This is a genomic window from Enterococcus italicus (assembly GCF_023743875.1).
Taxonomy (GTDB): domain Bacteria; phylum Bacillota; class Bacilli; order Lactobacillales; family Enterococcaceae; genus Enterococcus_G; species Enterococcus_G italicus.
This window is the reverse complement of sequence record NZ_JAMRVB010000001.1, coordinates 368,592-393,677: the sequence shown is the minus strand read 5'-3', so window position 1 is coordinate 393,677 and position 25,086 is coordinate 368,592. Positions and strand designations below refer to the sequence as shown.

The 25,086-nt window shown below is 40.4% G+C and carries 22 protein-coding genes and 1 other annotated feature (1 of these 23 cut by a window edge); of the genes, 3 read left to right on the top strand and 19 right to left on the bottom strand.

What is annotated here, in order from left to right:
• Positions 1-14: 14 nt before the first annotated feature.
• The gene (locus tag NE257_RS01825) at positions 15-533 is read right to left on the bottom strand and encodes a hypothetical protein (protein ID WP_251851242.1); all 519 of its coding nucleotides are present in this window, start codon (positions 531-533) and stop codon (positions 15-17) included.
• Between the two features lie 174 nt (positions 534-707).
• Here NE257_RS01825 and clpP point away from each other — a divergent pair, with 174 nt between their 5' ends.
• Complete coding sequence (gene clpP / locus NE257_RS01820; RefSeq protein WP_007208823.1) at positions 708-1,292, top strand: ATP-dependent Clp endopeptidase proteolytic subunit ClpP; 585 nt, start codon at positions 708-710, stop codon at positions 1,290-1,292.
• A 102-nt stretch (positions 1,293-1,394) separates the two neighbouring features.
• Here the strand turns inward: clpP and NE257_RS01815 are convergent, their stop codons facing one another.
• The 3 genes from NE257_RS01815 to NE257_RS01805 are packed head-to-tail and all read right to left on the bottom strand — an operon-like array spanning position 1,395 to position 5,383.
• Positions 1,395-1,880, bottom strand: coding sequence for a gamma carbonic anhydrase family protein (locus NE257_RS01815; protein ID WP_251885672.1), 486 nt, complete (start codon positions 1,878-1,880; stop codon positions 1,395-1,397).
• 18 nt (positions 1,881-1,898) lie between these two features.
• Positions 1,899-3,653, bottom strand: a complete 1,755-nt coding sequence (locus NE257_RS01810) for an ABC transporter ATP-binding protein (protein WP_251885671.1) — start codon at positions 3,651-3,653, stop codon at positions 1,899-1,901.
• Positions 3,650-5,383, bottom strand: coding sequence for an ABC transporter ATP-binding protein (locus NE257_RS01805; RefSeq protein WP_251885670.1), 1,734 nt, complete (start codon positions 5,381-5,383; stop codon positions 3,650-3,652). The genes NE257_RS01810 and NE257_RS01805 overlap by 4 nt, the downstream gene beginning before the upstream one ends.
• A gap of 342 nt (positions 5,384-5,725) precedes the next feature.
• Here NE257_RS01805 and NE257_RS01800 point away from each other — a divergent pair, with 342 nt between their 5' ends.
• The gene (locus NE257_RS01800; RefSeq protein ID WP_040366891.1) at positions 5,726-5,938 is read left to right on the top strand and encodes a DNA-directed RNA polymerase subunit epsilon; all 213 of its coding nucleotides are present in this window, start codon (positions 5,726-5,728) and stop codon (positions 5,936-5,938) included.
• Between the two features lies 1 nt (position 5,939).
• Positions 5,940-7,643: a ribonuclease J1 gene (gene rnjA / locus NE257_RS01795; protein WP_251851230.1), complete on the top strand. Its 1,704-nt coding sequence runs from the start codon at positions 5,940-5,942 to the stop codon at positions 7,641-7,643.
• Positions 7,644-7,715: 72 nt separating this feature from the next.
• Here rnjA and NE257_RS01790 read toward each other — a convergent pair whose 3' ends face one another.
• The 15 genes from NE257_RS01790 to NE257_RS01720 form a co-directional block, all read right to left on the bottom strand.
• Positions 7,716-7,925 (bottom strand): hypothetical protein, encoded by a 210-nt coding sequence (locus NE257_RS01790; protein WP_251885669.1) that lies wholly within the window; start codon positions 7,923-7,925, stop codon positions 7,716-7,718.
• Positions 7,926-8,506: 581 nt separating this feature from the next.
• Positions 8,507-9,502 (bottom strand): DUF4340 domain-containing protein, encoded by a 996-nt coding sequence (locus tag NE257_RS01785; RefSeq protein ID WP_251885668.1) that lies wholly within the window; start codon positions 9,500-9,502, stop codon positions 8,507-8,509.
• Positions 9,503-9,515: 13 nt separating this feature from the next.
• On the bottom strand, positions 9,516-11,027 hold the full coding sequence (locus tag NE257_RS01780; protein ID WP_251885667.1) for a Gldg family protein: 1,512 nt from the start codon (positions 11,025-11,027) through the stop codon (positions 9,516-9,518).
• An 11-nt stretch (positions 11,028-11,038) separates the two neighbouring features.
• Positions 11,039-11,905, bottom strand: a complete 867-nt coding sequence (locus NE257_RS01775) for an ABC transporter permease (protein ID WP_251885666.1) — start codon at positions 11,903-11,905, stop codon at positions 11,039-11,041.
• Positions 11,902-12,879 carry an ABC transporter ATP-binding protein gene (locus NE257_RS01770; RefSeq protein ID WP_251885665.1) on the bottom strand — a complete coding sequence of 326 codons (978 nt, stop codon included), beginning with the start codon at positions 12,877-12,879 and terminating at the stop codon, positions 11,902-11,904. Before NE257_RS01770 ends, NE257_RS01775 begins: the two co-directional genes overlap by 4 nt.
• Positions 12,880-13,386: 507 nt before the next feature.
• Complete coding sequence (locus NE257_RS01765; protein WP_251885664.1) at positions 13,387-13,992, bottom strand: helix-turn-helix domain-containing protein; 606 nt, start codon at positions 13,990-13,992, stop codon at positions 13,387-13,389.
• Positions 13,993-14,051: 59 nt separating this feature from the next.
• Complete coding sequence (locus NE257_RS01760; protein ID WP_251885663.1) at positions 14,052-15,344, bottom strand: 5-methylcytosine restriction system specificity protein McrC; 1,293 nt, start codon at positions 15,342-15,344, stop codon at positions 14,052-14,054.
• A complete protein-coding gene (locus NE257_RS01755; RefSeq protein ID WP_251854854.1) occupies positions 15,325-16,968 on the bottom strand; it encodes an McrB family protein in 1,644 nt (547 codons plus the stop codon). The genes NE257_RS01760 and NE257_RS01755 overlap by 20 nt, the downstream gene beginning before the upstream one ends.
• A 116-nt stretch (positions 16,969-17,084) precedes the next feature.
• Positions 17,085-17,291, bottom strand: coding sequence for a hypothetical protein (locus NE257_RS01750; protein ID WP_251854853.1), 207 nt, complete (start codon positions 17,289-17,291; stop codon positions 17,085-17,087).
• A gap of 199 nt (positions 17,292-17,490) precedes the next feature.
• On the bottom strand, positions 17,491-18,603 hold the full coding sequence (gene ltrA, locus NE257_RS01745) for a group II intron reverse transcriptase/maturase (protein ID WP_251885662.1): 1,113 nt from the start codon (positions 18,601-18,603) through the stop codon (positions 17,491-17,493).
• 542 nt (positions 18,604-19,145) lie between these two features.
• On the bottom strand, positions 19,146-19,346 hold the full coding sequence (locus NE257_RS01740; RefSeq protein ID WP_016174378.1) for a cold-shock protein: 201 nt from the start codon (positions 19,344-19,346) through the stop codon (positions 19,146-19,148).
• Positions 19,347-19,498: 152 nt separating this feature from the next.
• Positions 19,499-20,179, bottom strand: coding sequence for a RadC family protein (gene radC / locus NE257_RS01735; RefSeq protein ID WP_251851224.1), 681 nt, complete (start codon positions 20,177-20,179; stop codon positions 19,499-19,501).
• Positions 20,180-20,265: 86 nt separating this feature from the next.
• Complete coding sequence (locus tag NE257_RS01730; RefSeq protein ID WP_251885661.1) at positions 20,266-20,934, bottom strand: HAD family hydrolase; 669 nt, start codon at positions 20,932-20,934, stop codon at positions 20,266-20,268.
• A complete protein-coding gene (locus NE257_RS01725; RefSeq protein WP_251851222.1) occupies positions 20,934-22,247 on the bottom strand; it encodes a bifunctional folylpolyglutamate synthase/dihydrofolate synthase in 1,314 nt (437 codons plus the stop codon). Before NE257_RS01725 ends, NE257_RS01730 begins: the two co-directional genes overlap by 1 nt.
• Before the next feature lie 94 nt (positions 22,248-22,341).
• Entirely contained in the window at positions 22,342-24,981 is a 2,640-nt protein-coding gene (locus NE257_RS01720) for a valine--tRNA ligase (RefSeq protein WP_251885660.1), read from the bottom strand.
• A gap of 56 nt (positions 24,982-25,037) precedes the next feature.
• Positions 25,038-25,086 (bottom strand) — a binding site (T-box leader); it runs 161 nt beyond the window's last position.

Below are 25,086 nucleotides of genomic sequence, written 5' to 3'. Positions count from 1 at the left end.
CTTCGCTGGTTAGTCTATAAAGGATTAGAAAAATACGTAAACGGTTTGTCCGTTTCTTTCTTTAACTGAACCTTACGTTCGTATACCATTTCTTTGATTTTATCGGAGAATTGTTCCATTAATACGCGGCCGCCTTTAAATGTGTAGCCACCGACTTGAACGGTCTCTTCTGCTGACAACACAACTTTACGGGTCGCAATCTTTTTGAAGAATTCTTCTATAAAATAATTCGGTAAATAAAAGCTATTTTGTGCGGCAAATGATTGCAAGTAAATATAATCATCGACAGTGATATAACAATCGTCAAAAGCATCGAAACTAACGTACTTGTCCATCATCACAATTCTTTTTTCAAGAATTTCAATAATTTTTTTATTTAATAAAACAAGTGTTTCGATTTCCTTTACTTTGTGCTCCATCTCGCGACGATATTTTTCTTTTTGCTCATCATATCGTATCCGCAAATTGAATGTGAACATGACGATTGCTGCGCCAACGAGCACACCCAATAGACCAATGAAAAAATAAGTCATAGAAAAACCTCCTCAACCTTTGTCTTTCATTTTAGCATTATTCCCTTTTTTTTAGTATCATTTTCCGTCGAATCTTTTATTTGACCTTTATTGACCTTTTGTGTATACTTACTTTTAGGTTTTCATAACTCAATGTGCTACACTGACTTTATAGAATTTAAGGAGGAGTTTTCCATGAATTTAATTCCAACAGTTATCGAACAATCATCACGAGGAGAAAGAGCGTATGATATCTATTCTCGTCTATTAAAAGATCGTATCATTATGTTAAGCGGTCAAGTAACTGACGACTTAGCAAACTCCATCATTTCGCAATTACTCTTTTTAGATGCACAAGACTCTGAAAAAGACATCTACTTATACATCAATTCGCCTGGTGGAAGCGTAACGGCTGGCTTGGCCATTTATGACACAATGAATTTTGTCAAAGCAGACGTTCAAACAATTGTAATGGGTATGGCTGCATCAATGGGTAGCTTTCTATTAACAGCTGGTAAAAAAGGCAAACGCTTTGCTCTACCAAACGCTGAAATTATGATCCATCAACCGCTTGGTGGTGCACAAGGTCAAGCGACAGAAATTGAGATTGCAGCTCGCCACATCTTAAAAACACGCGAACGCTTAAACAATATTTTAGCAGAACGCACTGGTCAACCGCTAGAAGTTATCGAAAAAGACACCGATCGCGACAACTTCATGACTGCTCAAGAAGCCAAAGACTACGGTTTGATTGACCAAATCTTAGTCAACAAAAAATAATCGCTATTTTTCCAAGCTACGTTATAAACGAAACAACCCACGAAAATCGATTTTCGTGGGTTGTTTGTTTTCATCTAGACTAAAGCTATTTCTGTCACGAGTTTAAGACAATTCTTGATAGCGATTGGCTAAGAATTTTTTGGATAACTGAACATAATGATCTGTGTTTGCGTGATTGGCAGCAATTTCCTCTGCGGTCAGTTCGCGAATGACTTTTGCAGGTCGACCAAATGCCAATGAATTCGGTGGAATGACGGTATTTTTTGTAACGAGCGACCCCGCACCAATAAGGCTATTTTCACCAATTATCGCACCATCTAGCAAAATTGAACTCATACCAATTAGTGCTCCTTTTTCAATCGTACAGCCATGAATCATACATTGATGGCCGACTGTCACGTGCTCTTTGATGATCGTCGGATGGTTATCTCCGACATGAATAATCGTACCATCTTGGATGTTGGTCTCAGCCCCGATTGTCACGGGTTGCATATCTGCGCGAATGACACTATTAAACCAAACACTGCTATCTTCTCCAAGTGTAATGTCTCCGACTACGACTGCCCCTTTACCAATAAAAAACGTCATCACTGATTCCTTCTTTCTTTATTCTTCTTCAGCGAATTGGCTATTATACAATTCACTGTAAAATCCTTTGCTTGCCAATAACGTCTCGTGTGTCCCTTGCTCGACGATGCGCCCTTTATTTAACACTAAAATCAAATCAGCCGAACGAATCGTTGATAGGCGATGGGCGATAATGAAACTCGTTTTCCCTTTCATCATGGTGTCCATCGCGGTTTGAATTAATTTTTCAAGGCGTGTATCTACAGAGCTCGTCGCTTCATCTAAAATTAAGATTTTTGGGTTGGCAACCATCGCTCGTGCAATCGTCAGTAATTGTTTTTGACCGAGTGAGACATTTTCTCCTTCTGCATTGATCATCATTTCATATCCATTTGGCATGGTCCGAATAAAATGATCCACATTTGCTGATTTGGCAGCATCCACCACTTCATAGTCCGACGCGTCTAAACGACCGAAGCGAATGTTTTCAGCAATCGTTCCTTCATATAACCAAGCATCTTGTAACACCATGCCGAACAAAGACCGCACTTCTTTCCGAGAGACATGACGTGTATCGATGCCATCAATTTTTATCGCACCGTCAGTGACGTCATAAAAGCGCATCAGTAAATTAATTAACGTCGTTTTACCGGCGCCAGTCGGACCAACGATCGCGACGGTTTGACCTGGTTTAACGTGTAGATCAAAGGACTGAATCAATGGCTTGTCTGGCGAATAAGAGAAAGAAACATTCTCAAAGACAACTTCACCTTGCACAGGATGGATAAAGTGCTTCGTTTCTGCTTCAATCGATTCCTCTGCTTCATCTAAAAAGCTAAACACCCGGTTTGATGCCGCAGAAGCACTTTGTAGCAAGGCCGATAATTGGGTAATATTTCCTAAAGGCTGACTCACTTGCCAGATGTATTGAATAAACGCTTGTAGCTGCCCGACTAATAAGGTCCCGACAATCACATAGCGAATTCCCATGACTGCCATCACGATATAAGTCAAGTAGGCAGTTAATTGTACCAATGGCATCATTAAGCCTGAAATGACGGTCGCCCGAAAGCCATATCGACGCAAGCGATGATTGACTTGGTGAAAACCGGCCATCGTTTGTGCTTCACGTCCATACATTTTTAAGATGCTAAAGCCTGTCATATTTTCTTGAACATAGCCATTCATCGCTCCTAGAGATTGTTGCATTTCATTGAAGTATTTCTGTGATTTTTTGACAATTGTTTTTGAAATCAAAAACGATACAGGAATCATTATTAAAGCAATGCTCGCCATCAGTGGCTGAATGTAAAACATCATGCCCACCGCAAAAGTCAAACTCAAAATCGCATTGACAATACCGATAAATGCTTGTTGCAACGCACCACCCACGGCATCAACGTCATTGGTCACTCTAGATAGAATATCTCCTTGCTTTTGCCGATCGTAGTAAGAGACAGGCAAGCGATTAATTTTTTGATCAATCTCTTGGCGTAAGTCATTCATCGACGCTTGCACGACAGTTGTCATAAAGACACCTGCTAATAATTGGGAAATTCCATATGTAAAGCCCACCAACAGAATCCACACCAAAAATTTTCGAATCTCAGCGAATTGAACTGCTTGCCCGTTCAAAATGCTTTTTGCCATAGAAGATGTGGGTAACCCAATAACATATGGCAAGACGGCATTGGCAGCAACACTGACAAACGTAAGGAGTAACACCATGATGAAACGAACCTTATACGGATTCAAATAACGGAACAACCGCATAAGAGATTTTAAACCTTTCATTTTTTCAACTCCTCCTCTGTCAATTGCGATGATGCAATATCGTAGTAGACAGGACACGTCTCTAATAACTCTTCGTGTGTTCCCGTACCAACAACCTGGCCTTCATTTAAGACAATAATTTTATCCGCATGCCGAATAGTTCCTACGCGTTGCGCTACAATTAGTACTGTAGCCTGACGTGTCACATCATACAGTGCCGCTCGCAACTTCGCATCTGTCTGATAGTCCAATGCTGAAAAGCTATCGTCAAAAATGTAGACTTCTGGATGCCGAATGATAGCTCGCGCAATCGCTAGCCGTTGCTTTTGTCCGCCTGATAGGTTACTACCCCCTTCAGATATTTGGGTATTGATCCCTTCTGGAAGTGCTGAGACGAACTCCATCGCTTGTGCCAAGGTTAAGGCAGCCAAAATTTCTTCTTCTGTCGCATCTTCTTTCCCGTAGCGTAAATTTTCCGCTATGGTACCAGAAAAGAGTACGGCCTTTTGCGGTACATAGCCAATTTTATTACGTAAAGCTGGCAAGTCATATGCCCGTACATCATGACCATCTAGTTCGATGAACCCCGCACTCACATCAAAAAAGCGTGGAATTAATTGAACCAACGTCGATTTACCACTTCCTGTACTACCGATGAAAGCGACCGTTTCACCTGGATTAGCAGTAAATGAAATAGCGCGAATCACTGGTGTCTCGCTTTGTCCAGGATAGGCAAATGTCACATTCTGATAAGACAAGACACCTGCTGTTTTAGTTTGAGTGATACCATTTTTCGGGCTGACAATCTCTGATTCAATCGCCAGTGCTTCTTCAATTCGTCCCGCTGAAACAGCTGCTCTTGGATACAACATAAATACAGTAGCAAAAAGCATAAATGAAAACAGCGCATGGAAAATATATTCGATAAAAGCAATCAATGTTCCGACTTCGAGTGAACCTTGATTGATTTGAATGCTTCCTGTCCAAATAATGATAATCATCACAATATTGAATAAAAAGAAAAATCCCGGTTGAGCAAATGCCATTAACCAAAACAGTTTTTTAGAGCTTGTTGCGTATGCATCATTCACTGTTGCAAACCGTTTTTCTTCAAAGTCTTCTTTGACAAAGGCGCGAATCACACGCAAGCCAGAAAGATTTTCGCGTAAAATGCTGTTCATTTTATCTAAATTCGTTTGTTGGGTTTTCGATAAAGGATCTGATATTTTGGCAATAGCGATTACGCCAATTAACAAAATCGGCAACGCCGCAAGCACGTACATTCCTAGATACGCGCTCGTCCGAAAGACCATAAACAAGCTCATCCCAAACATCAATGGTGTCACTAGGCCCATTCGCAAAATATTTTGTAAAAATAACATAATCTGGTAAGCATCATTGGTCACACGTGTAATCAATGACGCCATGCCAATCTGTTCGTATTCAATATGCGAATAAGTCTGGGTCTTGGCAAATAAATCATCGCGAATATCCGCAGTAATATTCGAGGTGATTCGTGCCGTCGAGATCCCTAAACCAATATTTAACAAAATACCCACAAAAACGACCAGTAACATATACCATCCCATTTTTTCGACATAGGCGACATCGCTATTTTTGACCCCCACATCAATCATTTGCGCTAAAAGTGTCGGTAGTCCTAACTCAATCAGAACAAATCCCATCGCACAAATGAGGTTCATCAAGACGAATCCTTTGTATCTCATCGTATAACGCCACATTAATTTCAACAACTATCCCTCCTGTTGATTCTCTCATAATCACTATAACATAGGCATATTTGGAAAGAAATAGCTGCCCGATTCAGCGAAAATCTCCCTATCTGGTTTCTATACTTATCATTCATTCTGTGATAAACTATACTGTAACTATGGAATTTCTTCCAAGTGTTCGGTGAAATTTTTTTAAACATTCAGAAAAGCGATGACGAGGCTTTCTCTTTTCTTACACAAGTTGTGTGAGAGAAGCATCCAGTTCTTTTTGTGACCATTCAAGGGTCTTCTTTTTGTTGGAAAAATGTACCATATCTTATATAAACAAACTGCATGACGCAGATAAAGGAGTTAATACACATGATTTATAAAGTTTACTACCAAGAAACAAAAGAAAGAAATCCAAAACGCGAACAAACACATGCTTTATATATTGAAGCAGCTAGTGACGTTGATGCGCGTCAATTAGTCGAAGACAATACCCCATACAATATCGAATTCGTGCAATTACTTGATGGAAACCACTTAGCATACGAAAAAGAACATGCTGATTTCCAATTAACGGAGTTTTAACATGAAAGTCTCTCTAAAAAATAATGAGACCGGTGTTTTTGGTATTGGTGGTCTAGGCGAGATCGGAAAAAACTGTTATGGGGTTCAATTCCAAGACGAAATTATTTTAATCGATGCAGGAATCAAGTTTCCAGAAGATGAATTACTTGGGATTGACTATGTCATTTCTGATTACAGCTACATCATCCAAAATCTCCACAAAGTAAAAGGGTTATTCATTACCCATGGCCATGAAGACCATATTGGTGGAATTCCTTTTCTTCTTCGTCAAGCCAATATGCCTATCTATGCTGGCCCTTTGGCAATGGCTTTAATTACCAATAAGCTTGAAGAACACGGCTTGTTGCGAGATGCAGAGTTACATGAAATCCATGAAGATACTATCGTGCGCTTTCGTAAGACAGCTGTCAGCTTCTTTCGGACAACACACAGTATTCCCGACACTCTAGGGGTTGTCGTTAAGACTCCTTCAGGGAACATCGTAGCTACTGGTGACTTTAAATTTGATTTTACGCCAGTTGGTGAGCCTGCTGATTTGCATAAAATGGCACGTATTGGTGAAGAAGGTGTTCTTTGTCTCCTTTCAGATAGTACGAATGCTGAGATTCCGACTTTTACAAAATCAGAAAAAACGATCGGTTCGTCCATCGTTCACATTTTTGAAAAAATCGAAGGCCGCATTATTTTTGCTAGCTTTGCTTCGAATATTTTCCGCTTGCAGCAAGCTGCTGATGCCGCTGTTGCGACAGGTAGAAAAATTGCTGTCTTTGGTCGGAGCATGGAAAATGCTATTGTCAATGGTCAACGCTTAGGCTACATCAATGTCCCAAAAGGTACCTTTGTCGATGCCAGCGAATTGAATAAGTTACCGGCAAATGAGACATTGATTTTATGTACTGGATCACAAGGTGAACCGATGGCTGCTCTTAGCCGAATTGCTAATGGTACCCATCGCCAAATTCAAATCCATCCAGATGATACGGTCATTTTTTCAAGCTCACCCATTCCAGGGAATACGACGAGCGTCAACCACTTGATTAACTTATTGTTGCAAGCTGGGGCAAACGTGATTCATGGTAAACTAAACAACATTCACACATCTGGTCATGGTGGCCAAGAAGAGCAAAAACTAATGTTGCGTCTAATGAAGCCAAAATTCTTTATGCCCGTTCATGGTGAATTTCGTATGTTGAAAATTCATACGAAGTTAGCACAAGCAACTGGGGTTCCGAGAGAAAATTGCTACATCCTTGAAAATGGTGATATGCTAGCCTTAACTGCGGATACTGCTCGTGTGGCTGGACACTTTAACGCCAATGACGTCTATGTAGATGGCAATGGTGTGGGTGACATTGGCAATGTGGTCTTACGCGATCGTAGAATTCTTTCAGAAGAAGGCTTAGTTTTAGCTGTTGCGACAGTGGATATTGCCAAAAAAGAAATTTTGTCCGGTCCTGAGATTTTATCACGTGGTTTCGTATATATGCGTGAATCAGGCGAGATGATTAACGAAGGCCAAGGAATTTTATTCCGTGCCTTGCGAGAAGCCTTGAAACAACCAGACTGTAACGAACACAAACTAAAAGAAGCAATGGCTGGTGCCTTGCAACCATTCTTATTCGATCAAACGGAGCGTCATCCAATGATTCTTGGAATGATTATGACACCTGATTCTTTAAGTACTGAGGTAAGTCCAGCTCAATAATAAAAGTAAAAAAACCAGAACACCTTGAAGTTGTTTTTCAAACTTTTAGGTGTCCTGGCTTTTTAATTCATTCTAGGTCACTACTTTATTCATACTAGCAGGAAAATTATTTAGATTCCAAATGCTTACTTTCAATGTCGCTATTCGTCTATTGGGTTTTAAGATTGATCCTGTAATCGATTCCTCTTGGTCATCAATCAAGATATTTAATTCAGTAGTAAGTGCGTCTTGCTCCTCTTCACTTACTCCTTTCTTAACATGAATTTCGATGATACCGGTCATTTCTTCATCGGTATTTCAGAAGTTGTCAAGGTTATCGAAGTGATACGGTTAGGAAAAACGGTAAATAAGGACTTTTTAATTTCGCTCCCCCTTTCTTTTTAGTTTACCAATTTTTTTACAATGAGAAACTATTTACCAACTACCTTAACAAGAGAATCGATGGAATTTCACTTACATTATCCATAAAAAGAGAGTGGAACAAATTTCATCACACTCTCTATAAACGGTATTCCTAAAGCAGCTCTCTCGGCTATAAGTCGACACTCCCAAAAACTTGAAAATCATTTTCGGGGTTGTCGTACTTATTGCTCAGAGCTAAACGCTTTAGGTACAACCTCTATAAACGGTATTCCTAAAGCAGCTCTCTCGGCTATAAGTCGACACTCCCAAAAATTTGAAAATTATTTTCGGGGTTGTCGCACTTATTGCTCAGAGCTAAACGCTTTAGGTACAACCTCTATAAACGGTATTCCTAAAACAGCTCTCTCGGCTATAAGTCGACACTCCCAAAAATTTGAAAAATCATTTTCGGGGTTGTCGTACTTATTGCTCAGAGCTAAACGCTTTAGGTACAACCTCTATTATTTGCTTGCGGTAATTGCTTCTGCTAATGAAGTAGCCGTACTTTCACTAATTTGATATACCACTACTGAATCCGTAAATTGTACATATTGATACCCTTCTGTACTAGACGTTGTGCCGACATAGAAGGTAAAGCTCTTTTCCGTTTCATTATCGTCTAAATAATTAACGGTGTAGGTCGTGCGATGAGCTTTGTCTAAGCCATATGTCGTCAGTTCTGAGGCAGACGGTTGATAGTTCACTGATCCGTAGCTCACTAATGAGGCTAACGCTGTTGTAGCCGTTTCATAAGGAGTGGATTCTTCTGTGGAAGAAGTCGTCGTCTCAGTCGAAGAACTAGTAGAAGAGCTTGTTGATGAACTTTCCGTCTCTTCTTTTAGCTTAGTCGTCGTACCGTCTGCTTTGACTTGTTCGATTGAATTTACATTATCACTAGACATCGTCGGAATCGTTGGCGATGCGACAAATGAATTTAAATCAAACGTCAGATAGCTTTCAAATCCTGTCGCAATCACATAGATAGCTGACTCACCCTCTAGCATCGCATAGTAACTACCATCGGCTAAGGCATTCCCGATTAAGATGGTCTGGGTTTTTACTTTTTTGTTGGTTACGCTAACTTTATACGCTGGATCATCCAATCCGTACGCACTTAGCTCTTCTAAATTTGTCGTCAACTTGCGGGTTGCGGTTAACTTGCCAAAATAACTAGCGATACTGCTAACTGAGCTACTAGACAGTTCTGTAGAAGTTGCACTTGCTTCCATCCACGTATCATCCCTTAAAGAAAAAGTCATTGTCTTTGTGCCATTTGTATAGCTGACTTTTTTGGTCGTACCTTGCTTGGTCAAATAAATTGTCTCAGCTTCAGATGATGCGGTCTCTTCTTCTGCGACTTTTGTATTGTAAGCTTTTAGTCCAATGTAAGCGGCAAGTAAGACAACAAAAACAATACCTAAGATGACAAAAGGACGCAGCTTTTGATTGATTTTCATATGTGCTCCTCCTTTAGACTTTCCGGCGACGGAACCAAAGGATAAAGCCACCAATTAAAATCGCACCTGGTAAAATAAAGATGGTCGAAATACTGTATTGTCCTGCACTAACGACGGTATTTTGATTGCTGCCTAATGTCTTAGCTTCAATCGAAAGGTTCGTTGTTCCATCAAAGTTACCACTTACCATATTCATAAAGAGTGTACTGTTTTCTAGTGTCGGATAATTTGATAGGAGTGTATCATCCACCATATTGGTCGTGCTCAAGACTGTTAGCTTACCGGATTCGGCATCTTCTGTGGTCGAGCTGGTCGTTGAATCAGTTGAGTCGCTAGTGGTGTCTGTCGTATCGGTTGCTGCAGTTTGATCAGCCACCGCTGCCAATATATACGTTCCTTGCGTTTGTTCATCATCCGTCACATTGTAGCCATTTGAACTAGTCGTCATCAAGTTGGTGACTGTCACATTGTCAATGCTTGGATCGACCGATGTAAAGCCTTTTGTATTCGGAATCAACAACATTTCATTTGTTATACCTGTTGCATAGTCGCCTGAAAGAGAAAGTTGTGGATAGAGATAATAAGACGATCCTTGGAATGAACGCTCCGTATCTGCAATGTAGCCAGATGTTTCTGATAAGCCATAAGCTTTTAGAAACGCTGAAAGTTTCGGCAAATCAGGATTTTCCGAACTTAATACCACCATGACTTTGCCGCCATCAGCAATATAACTCTCTAAATTCTTGATTTCATTATCGGTAAAGTCAGTCGTTGGCCCATAAATCAATAGCAGGTCAGCATCTGTCGGCATCGTATTAGTCAGGACACTATTGTACGTATCGGTCTCGTAATTAGCCTTGGTAAATAAGGTACTAATTGCACTTGGTAAACTACCTTCACCATGGCCTTCTGTCACATAGACTTTTTGCGTGGTCGTGTTGGTTAAGGTATTCAGTGCACTCGTTAATTGCCCTTCACCATCAAACGTCGTAACTGTGTTATAAGAGCTGTCGTAGCTTGATGACAGGATACTTGAGAACGATACTGTCGTGCTCTTATCGGTTGTTTTGTCTTTGATATAGATGGTATTTTCTTCTACGTTGTATTTGGTCAATGCAGAAGGATGGACGACTGGATCAATCCATTTTACTGAAATGTTGTCTGATAAATCGGCGTAATTTTCAATAAAGGACTTGATACGTGTATCCGTACTGCTCTTATCAGCGACCACGACCATTTGAATCGAGTCATCCATCGATTTTAAGAATTTTTTACTAACGTTTGATACTTCTAATATTTGCTCTTCTGTTAAATCAACTGATTGCCATTTGGTTGGTAGTTGTCGGACTACTAAGTTGGCAACAATTAAAATGACGATTACCAGAACGGTTAATGCCCCTCGGTAACTTCCCTGCTTAAAAGAAGTGCTCTTAAATGAGGCGCCAATTTCTTTTTTTATTGTTTGTAGTGACTTTTTATTCGGTTGCTTAAAAATTCGTTTGATTTTTTCGCTTAATTTTTTCATCTTCTTACCTCCTAGCTCCAGCGTCTCTTTTGAATGACTTGAATGGTCAAATAGTTAAACGCAACAATCAAGCTGAGCAAGAGAAAGATATTCGGAATATTTAACAAACTGCTGTCAACTAAATCTGTCAAAACTGCAGTTAAGTCAAAACTTGATAAAATGTTTGTCAACAAGCTTTCAAATGATGTCTTGGTCACAAAATACACAATAATTGTACCTAATGCGACAACCGCATAGATGAGTGAGGTGAATGTCCAATTTTGCAAATAGGATTGCAAGGCTAAAGCGACCAACGCGAATAAAATAAGCACCATCACTAAATTAGCCAATGTACCTGAAGGCAAATAATTCGTCAAGGTACTCCAAAAATAAAGCAACAACAATACTGCCATCGTTCCTACTGCGGCAATAATTTGACTTTCGGTCGTTGAAGATAAAAACATGCCAATCGCAATATAGACGGAACCGATTAAGAAAAACATCAAAATAGTCAAGTAATCAATTAGAAAATGAGCTGTCCCTAGCATTCTAATAATGACAGGAAAAATCATAAAAATGACACAGGCAATCCCAAGTATGCTGACCATTGCCAAATATTTACCTAGCACAATTTTGGTAACGGAAACTGGCGAGGTTAGTAAGAGCTGATCGCTTTTATTGTGTCGTTCTTCAGCAAATGACTTCATCGTTAAAATTGGCACAATCACAATCATCACCAATAATCCTGACCCCAGTGCATATGAAAAATAGTTGTATCCATAGTTGAGGTTATACACCATAAAATAAATGCCAACAAATGCAAGTAAAAATGCTAAAAACACGCTTCCGATCATGGTAAACGTATACGATTTTAATTCTCTTTTATATATTGCAATCATGCGTTTTGTTCCTCCTCTGATTCATTGACTAGCTTATCAGAAGTTGTTTCTTGCATAATTTCTAAAAAGACTTCTTCCAAATTCGCAGTGGATTGATGCATTTCTAAAATAGGAAGCTTGGCATTGGTAAATGCAAAGAAAAATGCCTCCCGTTCATCATTATCATTGGAGACGGTGACTGACAGTTTGCACGATTGTTTTGCTGTTTCAGTTAATTGATACGTCAATTGAGAAAACTCACGATCCATCACATCTTTGACTTCTTGCGGTGTCCCTTTGACTTCCAATTTTAGAATGACGGAGGTATGTCCGCTTCGTTCAAGCTCTTCTTTTGTTTCATTGACGATTAATTTTCCTTTTGAAATAATCAAAATATCATCACATAATTCTTGCACCTCTGCCAAAATATGGGAGCTGAAAATAACGGTACGCTCTTTGGAAAATTCGCGAATCAATTGACGAATTTCAATAATTTGTTTTGGATCTAATCCCACAGTCGGCTCATCGAGAATCAAAATCTCTGGCCAACCAATCAACGCTTGCGCTAATCCTACCCGTTGCCGATACCCTTTCGACAAATTTTTGATTAAGCGATTGCGGACAGACTGCAATTTTACCTTTTCAATCATTTCATTGACATGGTACTTGCGTCCTTCTTTTGGTACTTCTTTTAATTCTGCACAAAAGTGAAGGTATTCTTCTACTTTCATGTCTAGATATAACGGTGGAATTTCTGGTAGATACCCAATTTTTTTCTTTACTTCCTCTGGATGTGCTAAATTATCCAGAGCATCAATTTCCACGCTCCCCGATGTTGCACCAATATACCCAGTAATGATGTTCATCGTCGTTGACTTTCCGGCACCATTGGCACCTAATAAACCATAAATTTTCCCTTTTTCTATCGAAAAACTTACATGATCCAAAGCAATGTGATTGCCATATTTTTTGACAAGATTTTTTATCTCAATCATGACTTCACTCCTTCTGTAGTTTTCCTCCTTTTCATTTCCTTCTCTACCAGAATAAGAAAGAGATATGAATAAAACATGAAGAAATCCGCAATAATTATCTTGGAAGTTTTTTCCTGAATCGAGTAGAGGTCCGAACGCATAGGTTCGCACCCCTCTCACACCACCGTACGTACGGACCCATATACGGCGGTTCTATTTAGACGTTGTCGGTGATACAATCACATTTTTCTTGAGTTGAACTTTTACAAATTGCCTGTCGTGCTTTTACAAAGTGTGTAGAGCAATTTGTAATAGTACCCGAGCAGTTTGTCAAAGTATTAGGAGGCAGTTTGTAAAAGTGTAAAGGGCAGTTTGTAAAAGTATCGGCTAGGGGGGTCGCATACTTTTACAAAGAGGTGGGGGAGTTTGTAAAAGTATAGCGGTGGTTGTGGGTTAATGCGTGTTCACGAGTATGAAAAAAGGCATCACGCCAGCAAGGTTAGGCTTGCTAGGATGATACCTTTTTGGTTATCTTGATTCAATGAATTTATGGTACGCCACGATGGCAGCGTTTGAGAACCTACCTTCATTGAGATTATACTCTTTGAAGTTTGGGCTATTCCTTAGCTTGTCGATTTTACGTGGGGACTGCTTATCGAACGGATTAAGCAACTCACCAAAATTATCAAAATAGTTTTGGAAAATGTATTCCATGTAGTTCGCATAGGAACTCGGTTTTCCAGACTTCGGCTTATTCTTGTCAAAGTTAAAGTCAATGAACTCATCCCTAAACTCCTGACGGTGAGGAATGGTTATTGTGACGTTGGCTACTTTGCTATTCTTACCGTACTTTGTGAATACTACTTCATTTTTTCGCTTTGCGGTATAAGGAACGTTTGGCTCTTTTGTCCGGTCTACCAATCTCCCATCTGTTAGTAGCTCAACGGTAGATACTTTAAAGGCTGCGGAAAGTTTATCGACCGTTTCCAACGTTGGAATATTTTTACCTCTCAGTAAATACGAGATTGTCTCCTGCCTTAACCTTGCCTCGTCTCCAAGTTTCTCCTGTGTCCATCCACGTTCACGCAATAATTCTTTTACATTTTCAATCAGTATTGCATATGACTTACCCATTTTAAAAATTATATACGGGTTATAAAATTGGTTCAATCGGGTATAGTCATATTACCAATTTACGCAAACTCGTAAAGCCTTGATGTAAATGACTTTTCACTTACTTGAATCAGGGTTACGAACTCCTCAAAAGATTCAACATTCTGAGGTATCATCAGTGGCAGCTTGAATAATGAGCCACCGAGTCCTTTCAAATTCCCTGCATGGACATAATCGCTTTTCATCTTACTAGGAAATGCAAGCCCTGCTTTCTCCGCCGCCAACACATGAAGATAACTGATGATTTGGTATCGGTCTTCACGGTTGATGCCTTTTTCGCTATTATCCAACATCTTGTATTTCGCATCTAACACGACTCGTTTATCCTTGCTGTAAAAGTCAGGGTAGACGGTTCTTTGCATATCAGAGAATAACGAAATGCCATATTGAGAGTTCTTGTTCTCCGTGTGAATAAACTGATTTCGTAATAATGTGTTAAGGTACTCTTCCCAAAGCCAAGCTATATCTATAATGATGCCGTAGATTTCATCATCCTCGTGACCAAATCCTATCTTCTCTTCGTTCAGAATTTGGATGCAGAGTTTCTGCAATAAGTAGTATTCCTCGTAGTAGCCATGCCGAACGGGATTAGCCACATTTTCAGACAATACTTCAAATCTTTCCACTCGGGAATAGCTTGGAGTTTCATGAATAATCGATTTCATGTCGTCCCTAGTTAACGAGTCTGAGGCAAAATAATAGGAGTATTCCGCATTCAACTTTTCAATCGTGTGCCTAATCAGTTGGGTCAGGCGGTTATCGTAGCTGAATTCCCGAGTGTCGTAAGCAATCCGCCCCATGAATGGTGTGTTCGTTTTGATATGCCTAGCAATGTTGATTGGTCCTTTTACATTTGCATCGTTATACTGCCTTTTGACGTATTCTTTGTAAACACCTTTCTCCATGGCGGAGTTCAGGTACATCGGGAATAAGAAAGCCAACAAATCGTAATACGAATCATCTGAGTCAGTATTAATCTTCGTCCTGACAACGTTCATGCTGAGCACTTGATGTAGGAGATACCTTAAAAAGAAATCATCCGTAGCGTTCTCAGAATCGTAAAATCTAGAATGAATTCGAACTTCTTCTGCTCCCTGTTTCATCACACCAACAATATTCCCGGTTCGAATATGCCGATTGTGTTGACGAAAGATATAGTTTTCACCATCTAGGTCCTCTGAAGATTGAAGTTGTGGCGGGAAGATGATGAAGTTTTCTTTTGCCAAATCACTCAAATCTCTATCAAGCAGTTCCTGGACGATTGGATTATCTTGGTATTGGCTTACGTCACTGTTATCCTTCACTTGAATCATCGGCATCATCCATGAAATATGCAGATTCAAGGATTTCTAGCTTATGCTCTGCATTCCTTTCACCACGGAAGTAATCTTTAAGCAATGGTTTTAACTTATTCTGCCACAATTCATCGACACCAATATTCTTAGATTCATCTTCGAGTGCTCGGAAGTAGCTTGCCCCAATTTGGTAATCAGTGCTTAAGGAAACTTCAGGCGAGATGATTGCATCATTCAAGGCAGTCATACGTCTTTTGACTTCATCTGACTTCAACATAACTTGTGAGTCTGCTGCCGTGATTTCTTCAAAACTAAAACGGCGACGCATCGCAAAGTCAAATGTATCTACTGAACGGTCAATATCATTCATAGTCCCAATGATGTAGACATTTTCTGGCACGTAGAATTTTTCACTTTCTTCAAAGAGATTAGCATATTGGGTTGAAACTGAGCCAGTTACTCCACGGTATTCTGGATCAATCGAGAAGAATAACTCTCCAAAGATTTTAGAGATTTCACCACGGTTGATTTCATCAATTACAAAAATATAATACTTATCGTTAACACCAGTATGTTTACCATGCGACATGTCATAATCAGGCAAATTATATTGGTCCTTCAGATAATTGACAACAGCTATCATCCTCGACTGATGCCCTCCGCTTTCACGGCCCTTCAATCCTTGCCAAACTCGAAAAATGTTTTCTTTCGTCAGCGTGTGAACACTACTTACATTTTCTTCCTTAAGATTTCTATTGCTGTTAACCGAATAAGTCATCTCCCTTTCAGAACGAACTTGAGGGATGACTACTTCTCCTGCCTCATCTACGTTATTGATAAAGTTTTCCCAAACGTTATCAAATGAGTCAAATTGGTCGTTCTGCTGCAATAAAGCATTTTTACAGAACTCTTTAAAAGTACCATTCTTAGGTTCGAAGCCAACTTGACCGTTGATTTGCACTGGTCGTAACCCTTCAACGAAGTCTGTATAGTCATAGCTTGGATGAAATTGAACAAATTCAAATTGGTCACTTGAGGCAAGCTCTTCTCTTGGAACACCAATGATGCTTGAAACAATTTCTTTTGCAAGATAAGTTTTACCTGTTCCGGGTGCTCCACGCAAAATCAAGTTATAGTTTTGTTTCAACTTTTCAGCCAGTTCAGTTGCCTTCATGTTCCCACCACCTCTTCTGCTTTCCAACTCGATTAACATTAACTGCTCGTAATCATGGAATAAATCACTCAGTAAATCATTCGGCTCATTTCCATCAAAAAGACCGAGTTCATCAACTGAGTACTCTTTACCAATCCACTTATTATTTGCATTGTCCCACTGTTGCAAACTTGCAATTTCCGTCTTATTTTGATTCCAGTGAACTCGAATATTGGCACCTGTATCCGACCAATGTAAATAGCTAGACTTGTTAAACAAAGGGAAACCTGCTTGAACTGTCACATCCATAGTGTGACCATTTGAAAATTGACGCCATTCCGAATAATTTTTCTGAAAATTCTTCCCCTGATACCCCATACCAGACTTAATTTCGTTTGGATAAAACTCCTCGGAATTAGCATTGTTATTAGCTCTCATGATATGAACAAAGAACTCGAGCATCTTCTTGAAATTCACTAAATCATCCATCATATTCCCTCCAGAACCGTTTTATGTATACAGATATTATAACACAGGATGTGTGTCCAACCTGTGAACTACTTAAAAAGCCACCGTTTGTTCGGTGGCAACTACCCTGAGTTGGACTAATAAATTCCCAGTGCTTGTTTGACCTGTTGCATAGCGCTATCAACATCGTAGGCATAATTCATAGCATTACGTGCTTGTTCAAGTTGATAGTCAGAGACACGCCAGTTGTCGACAGAAATGCTTTTACTGTTAAATCCATAATCATCTTTAACAGTAAATGTAGTTGAGCTAAAGCCCTTGTCAATTTCGAGTTGGATTCCCATTGCAATCCCTACCTTTCAAAAAATATTTGCCGTTAGGTGTTTAGTCTGTAAGTGAGCGGTGAAGGATATGACTTTTGGCTATCTTCCAATACCCTTCCCTCGTATTTGACCACTCATATGCTTTTTGCTTATCGATTCCTAACAACATCAGATTTCTTCTTCTGGTCCGTGGATATTTCCATTGTTTCCAGATGTATTGTCAGATTCTACGCTTCAACCATCCGTTCAGTTCATTCATGAACCCCTTCATTTCACCAATGCCATAATAGTTTATCCAACCATTCATCAGCTGTTTGATTTCCTTGAATAGAACTGCCACACTTCGCCCACGGTTACGCTTTGTGATTCTCTTCAATTTCTGTTTCACCGTTATTTTGGATTTATTGTGGGGACGAATCTTGACACCATTCTTTGTCGGCAAAATACAAAATCCGAGAAACTTACGTTTCAGAGGACTCCCTACAGCACTTTTCTTACGATTGACAGTGAGTTTCAATTCGTCTTCGAGAAACTCAACGGCGTTACTCATCACTCGATGTCCTGCTCGTTTGCTTCTAACATATATATTACAATCGTCTGCATAACGAACGAACTTATGCTCTCTCGATTCAAGGAAACGGTCAAATTCATTGAGATAGATATTACTTAATAATGGCGATAGATTCCCGCCTTGCGGTGTGCCTTCCTTCGAAGGATGAATCAAGCCATTTTCCATAATTCCACTCATTAAATATTGGCGAATCAAACACAAAACTTGTTTGTCTTTGACTTTCTTTTCAATGAGATACATCAGTTTATCGTGATTACCGCTGTCAAAATAAGCTTTCATATCAATATCCACAACATATCTGTAACCTTGTTCGTAGTAGAACTTGGCTTGTATGATAGCCATCTGCGCACTACGTTTTGGACGAAACCCAAAACTATTATCGGAGAACTCGGTTTCAAATATCGGTTGTAAAACCTGATTAATTGCTTGTTGGAGCATACGGTCGATGACCGTGGGAATCCCAAGCTTTCGCTTCTCACCATTTGGTTTAGGTATCTCTACCCGACGTACTGGCGATGGTTTATAAGTACCATTGCGAAGCTGGCTCAGAAATTTCTCACGGTTCTCCTTCAAGTAGGGAAACAGTTGGTCGTATGTCATACCATCCACACCCGCTGCCCCCTTATTTCTGACCACTTGAAGGTAAGCTCGATTGAGATTATTCCTTGACAGGATTCTCTCAAACAGAGTTGATACACCATCTTGGTCTATTTGTTCACCGCAAGAAGCGCTACGCACTTCATCATATCTTTCGTGTTCCACACTATCCTTTTGACGATAGTCAGATTTTCCTGTTTTCTGCGATTGTCACACTTCTCACACCTCCCAAATTTCTCAAGATTATTATTGTTCGGTCCTTCATAGCCTGTCAGATAGGCTACTACTATGACCTCGGCTGACTTCTTACGTTCACCCTGATGTCACCATTAGGATTGTGTTGGCTCGTTAGCATTTAACTTACACGACACCCTCGTAAGACCTCCCCTGGTAAGAGCAGTAACTTTCCTCCCATGTAACTGCTGGATTTACTGTATAGGTTTCGGGCAGTATTGGAATTTGTCTTGTCTAGCAGACTTATCCAACCTAATTCAGCCTTGTATCCAGTTTCTGTTCGTCAATTCAGGAGTTTGCCTCCGGCTTCCTTCAGCTACAACCTCGCGATTGCCACCTTGCCTTTCACTAACAGTTCCTACTGCCAAGCCTGTAGCGGACTTTCACCGCCAAGTTATTGCCCATGCAGGGCGCACTAGAAAAAAACACCTCTCTTACAAAAGTAAGAGAGGTGTTTGAAGTATGCTAAATGATTAAGCTTTCACAACGTTTGTTGCTTGTGGGCCACGATCTGATTCTTCAACGTCAAAAGTCACTGCTTGACCTTCTTCTAATGTTTTGAATCCGTCACCTTGGATAGCAGAGAAATGTACGAATACATCGCTACCATCTTCGCGTGTGATAAAACCAAACCCTTTTTCAGCATTGAACCATTTTACTGTACCTTGTTCCATCTTAACTAACCTCCTCATGCTTAAAGCATGTTAATAAAGTTGTAACATTGCTCGCTGATGATAGAGGTGACACAATTTGTTTCAACATCTATTCCCAAACAAAATTACAATTCTATTTTACACGCTTACTTCCTTGATTGCAATAGGAATCCTCATTGGAAAAATCCTTCCTCACGCAAACTGACATAGCGCCCCGTGCCAATAATCAGATGGTCCAATACCTCAATGCCCATCATTTCTCCACATTCTTTGACCCTCTTTGTGAATTGCAAATCATGTGAAGATGGCTTAGGATTCCCGGATGGATGATTATGCGTGAGAATGATTCTGGCAGCACTCACGCGTACTGCTCCCTTAAATATTTCACGCGGATGAGCAACCGATTGATTTAATGAACCGATAAATAAGGTCTCTTTTTTGATGATTTCATTTTTGGTATTTAAGTAGAGACAGAGTAAATGTTCTTGCTGGTAATCTTTCATTTCTTCCATTAATTGTTGCGCGATGGCATAACTCGACTGAACCTTCCCTAGCTTGGGCTGTGAGGCTAAATGGACACGCCTACCAAATTCCATCATCGCTTTTAACTCGATGGAACGCACGACCCCAACACCGGGAATCCGCTGTAACTCCGATAAGCTGGCATCTTTCAATGTATACAAATCGGGAAATTCTTCTAAAATCATCTGTGCAAGATCAATGACTGTATACGGCTTACTCCCTGTCCGTAAAATAATCGCTAATAATTCTTGATTGGATAAAGCTCCTTCGCCTGCCTCAAGCAATCGTTCCCGTGGCCGCACGTAGCTACTCGTTGATTGTAATTCTGCCATCTATTTTCTCCTTTTTTCATTCTCATAAGTAAATACGAAAACCAATCCGTTTCGACAGAAAATACTGGCAAAACGAATTGGCTTATTTAATCAAATCGATAGTGTTCAAGCAGAAAATCAGGTACGTCAGTCAGCTGTGGCAATACTTGTAAGTCTGGCATGTCAGGTGGCGGCAATAAATCCGGAATCATAACGACCGGGATGCCTGCTGCCTGGGCTGCAAGCAGCCCATTTTTTGAGTCCTCTAAGACAAGCAATTCCCTACGCTCTGCCTGTAAGTACTCACGTGCAGCTAAAAAGATGGCCGGATCTGGCTTAGCACGCGGTACATCATCGGCCGAAATGATTGCTTCAAACTGTTCAAAAATTCCTGTTTCGTTTAGTAAGAGGGTAATGAGTTTCTTTGTGTTACTTGAGGCGACGACCGTTTTGATTTTTTTTGTACGACAGAAAGCTAATAACTCATGCACCCCTGGCTTTAACTTCACATGGCCCGCTTCAAATAATGAGACACAATAATCATAACTCACCTGAATGAAGCGCTCGACTTCATCATGCCCCACTTGCGCATCATACAACTGATGATAATAGCGGTGCAATTCTTCATCGGAAATACCTAGACCAGCTAAATACGTCTCTTTGGTAAACGGTAGGCCCAATCGATCCGCAATGTGTTGAGTGCCTTCATAATAGACTGATTCAGAGTCAACTAACAGACCATCCATATCAAATATAATTCCCGTTAACTTTGCCATTACTCCTCCTCTAATGTATGGATCAATGCTCGTACTTGCGACACAAAATACAAAGAACCTGTGACTAAGAGTACGTCGTCATTGGTCATATGCTCCAATAATTCGGCCAATCCCAGTTGCCAAAGGGACACAAACGAAATTCGATTAGGGTCGATAGCTTGGATTTCTTTGGTTAAAGGGATCGCCTTCGGAAATTCAAAAGTCGTCACCAAGATGTCTAGCTCTTTGACTGTCAATAATTTCTCAAGCATCCCTTCGACATCTTTGGTTTTCAACGCTGAAAATAAGACATGGATCGTCTTGCCAGCAAATTCATTTTCCAAATTTTCCACTAACCGTGTCACCGCATGGACATTGTGCGCACCATCCAATACAATCAATGGTTCTTTTGTGACTCGCTCCATTCTAGCTGGCCAATAAGTTTTCTTTAAGCCTTGTTGCACCAACTTTTGCTTGACTGGAATACCTTTTAGCTGGCAATAGAGGATGAATGTTTGTAAGGCTACGCCAGCGTTTTCCGTCTGATGCGTACCAATCAGCGGAATATGGAGACTTTCAAAGACAGCATCTTGTGATTGGAAGGTGAACACTTCCCCCCATTCTTTATCTGGGCGAAGATAGTCGATCTGATAGTCTGTTTGATAACTATAGAGTGGCGCTTGATTTTTTTTAGCCATCTGTTGGATGACTGCCAGTGCTTCAGGTGAGATATTTCCTGTAACGACGGGACGCTTAGGCTTAATGATTCCTGCTTTTTGTGCTGCAATCTCCTCTAGCGTATCGCCTAAAATATCGACATGATCTAAGCCAATCGTCGTAATCACGCTAATTAGTGGGTCGATGACATTGGTCGAATCATAGAGACCCCCTAGTCCCACTTCTATTAGAGCAACGTCGACCTTCATTTCAGCAAAGTACAAAAATGCCATCGCAGTTAATAGTTCAAACTCGGTAATCCCTTGAACATCTTCTCGCTGATCCATTTCAGTAATGATCGGCAGCAGTCGGTTAACATAAGACAAAACCACCTCATCTGCGATAAATTGTTGGTTATATTGAATCCGTTCATTAAAGCATTCAATATATGGAGAAGTAAACGTACCAACGTCGACCCCGACTGTCTCCAGTAGTGCCCGTAAGTAACTAACCGTCGATCCTTTTCCATTCGTGCCAGCTACATGGATACTGTCAAAGTCGCGTTCTGGATGGTTCAACTGTTCAAGTAAATAGTCCATGCGCTTTAATCCTGGACGCACGCCGAATTTTTTGCGTTGATGAATCCAAGCAATTGCTTCTTCTGCTGTTTTTAGCATTCTTTCACCCCATCTTCTTTTTCTTCTCTATTCTATCACTTATCAGAAATGAACAAAACGAAGACAGATCACTCCCATCTTCGTTTTATGTTTGTTAAATTGTTTTTAATTGCGCAATTCGCTCTTTCACAGCAGTCTCTTTTGCCAAGTAGTCTGCTTCTTTTGCACGCTCTTGCTCAACTACGTCTGCTGGTGCATTGGCTACAAATCGTTCATTAGCTAATTTTCCTTGCACTCGTTTGACTTCTTGTTGCCATTTAGCTAATTCTTTTTCAAGGCGGCTAATTTCTTCCTCGATGTTGATTAGACCTGCGAGTGGCAAGTAAATGGTCGCCCCTGTTAATACAGCTGACATCGCTAACTCTGGCGCTTGTAAGTCTGGTGCAATTACTAATTCTTCTGGGTTACAGAAGCGCTCGATATAATTTGTGTTTTGTTGTAAGAATGCTTCAATCGCTGAATCATTTGTTTGAATAAGTAGCGTGATTGGCTTAGATAGTGGGGTATTTACCTCGGCCCGAATATTACGGACAGAACGAATCAATTCCTTCAATACGCCCATACCAACAATAGCTTTTTCATCTTCAAAGGAAGCTTCAACAACTGGGTAGCTCGCGACAACGAGCGAGGTTCCTTCATATGGCAATTTCGACCAAATTTCTTCAGTCACAAATGGCATGATTGGGTGCAATAAGCGCAGACTTTGATCTAGTACATAGACTAATACTGCTTTGTTCGTTTGTTTTGCTGCTTCATTTTCACCGTACAGTGTTTCTTTGCTCATTTCAATGTACCAATCACAAAAATCATCCCAGATGAAATTATACAATTGACGACCTGCTTCACCAAACTCAAAGCGATCAAATAAGTCCGTCACTTTTGCCACAGTCTCATTCAATCGTGCCAAAATCCAACGATCGGCAACTGATTTTTCGCCATTGATTTGTAATTCGGCTGCCGTCATGCCTTCGCAGTTCATTAATACAAAGCGTGACGCATTCCATATTTTGTTAATAAAATTCCAGGCAGCATCCATTTTTTCATAGCTAAAACGAACATCTTGACCTGGTGCGGAACCATTGGATAGGAACCATCGCAACGCATCGGCACCATATTTTTCAATGACTTCCATCGGATCAATCCCATTGCCTAGTGATTTACTCATTTTACGGCCTTGTTCATCACGGATTAACCCATGCATTAAGACATTTTTAAACGGACGGCGATCGGTAAATTCCAAGCTTTGGAAAATCATCCGACTTACCCAGAAAAAGATAATATCATAGCCTGTTACAAGCGTATTCGTCGGGAAGTAGCGCTTAAAGTCAGCTGAGTCTGTATCAGGCCAACCCATCGTCGAAAACGGCCATAACGCAGAACTAAACCACGTATCCAATACATCATTGTCTTGGTGCCAGTTTTCCGGATCGCTAGGCTCAGTCATTCCTACATAGACTTCACCTGTTTCATTGTGATACCAAGCAGGGATGCGGTGTCCCCACCACAATTGACGAGAAATAACCCAATCATGAACATTTTCCATCCAACGCATAAATGTTTGATTAAATCTTGGTGGGAAGAATTCCACCGCATCCTCTGTCTCTTGATTGTCCATCGCTTGTTTTGCAAGAGGTTGCATTTTTACAAACCATTGGGTAGAAAGACGTGGCTCCACGACAACTCCTGTTCGCTCAGAATGTCCAACATTGTGATTCATTTTTTCGATACGCACTAGACGTCCTTGTTCTTTTAAGTCTGCAACTATTTGCTTTCTAGCTGCAAATCGATCCATGCCTGCATACTTACCAGCTAAGTCATTCATCGTTGCATCTTCGTTCATTACATTGATGCGTGGCAAGTTGTGACGATTGCCGACCTCAAAGTCATTAGGATCATGGGCTGGCGTAATTTTTACGACTCCTGTTCCAAATTCACGGTCAACATACTCATCGGCAATAATCGGAATTTCTTTATTCACTAATGGCAAAACAACTTTTTTGCCGATTAACTCACGGTAACGATCATCCTCAGGGTGGACAGCAATCGCAGTATCACCGAGCATCGTTTCTGGTCGGGTCGTCGCAATCTCGACTTGTCCTGTACCGTCTGCGAGTAAGTAGCTCATATGGTAAAATGCACCTTCAATATCTTTATGAATCACTTCGATATCTGATAGAGCTGTGCGCGCTTGTGGATCCCAGTTGATGATGTATTCCCCACGGTAGATGAGCCCTTTTTCATATAATGTCACGAAGACTTTTCGCACTGCTTCTGATAATCCTTCATCTAAAGTAAAGCGTTCGCGGCTATAATCAAGCGACAGTCCTAGTTTTGACCATTGTTCGCGAATGTGGCCTGCGTATTCTTCTTTCCATTCCCAGACTTGATCTACAAATTTTTCACGCCCTAAATCATAACGCGAGATGCCTTGCTCCCGTAATTTTTCTTCTACTTTGGCTTGCGTTGCAATTCCTGCATGGTCCATACCAGGTAACCACAGCGTATCGAAGCCTTGCATCCGCTTTTGGCGAATAATCATATCTTGTAATGTCGTATCCCAAGCATGACCAAGGTGCAATTTTCCTGTTACGTTTGGTGGTGGAATAACGATTGAATATGGTTTAGCTGTTTGATCACCATTTGGTTTGAATAGGTCTTGATCTAGCCATTTTTGATAACGACCCGTTTCGACTTCTTGCGGATTATACTTTGTTGAAAGATTGTTTTCTGTCATAAAGAGACCTCCTGTTTCATTCTTTTGGCATAAAAAAAGTCCTAATGTGTCAGACACATTAGGACGTAAGATACGCGGTACCACCTAAATTGTAGAGCTTACTCT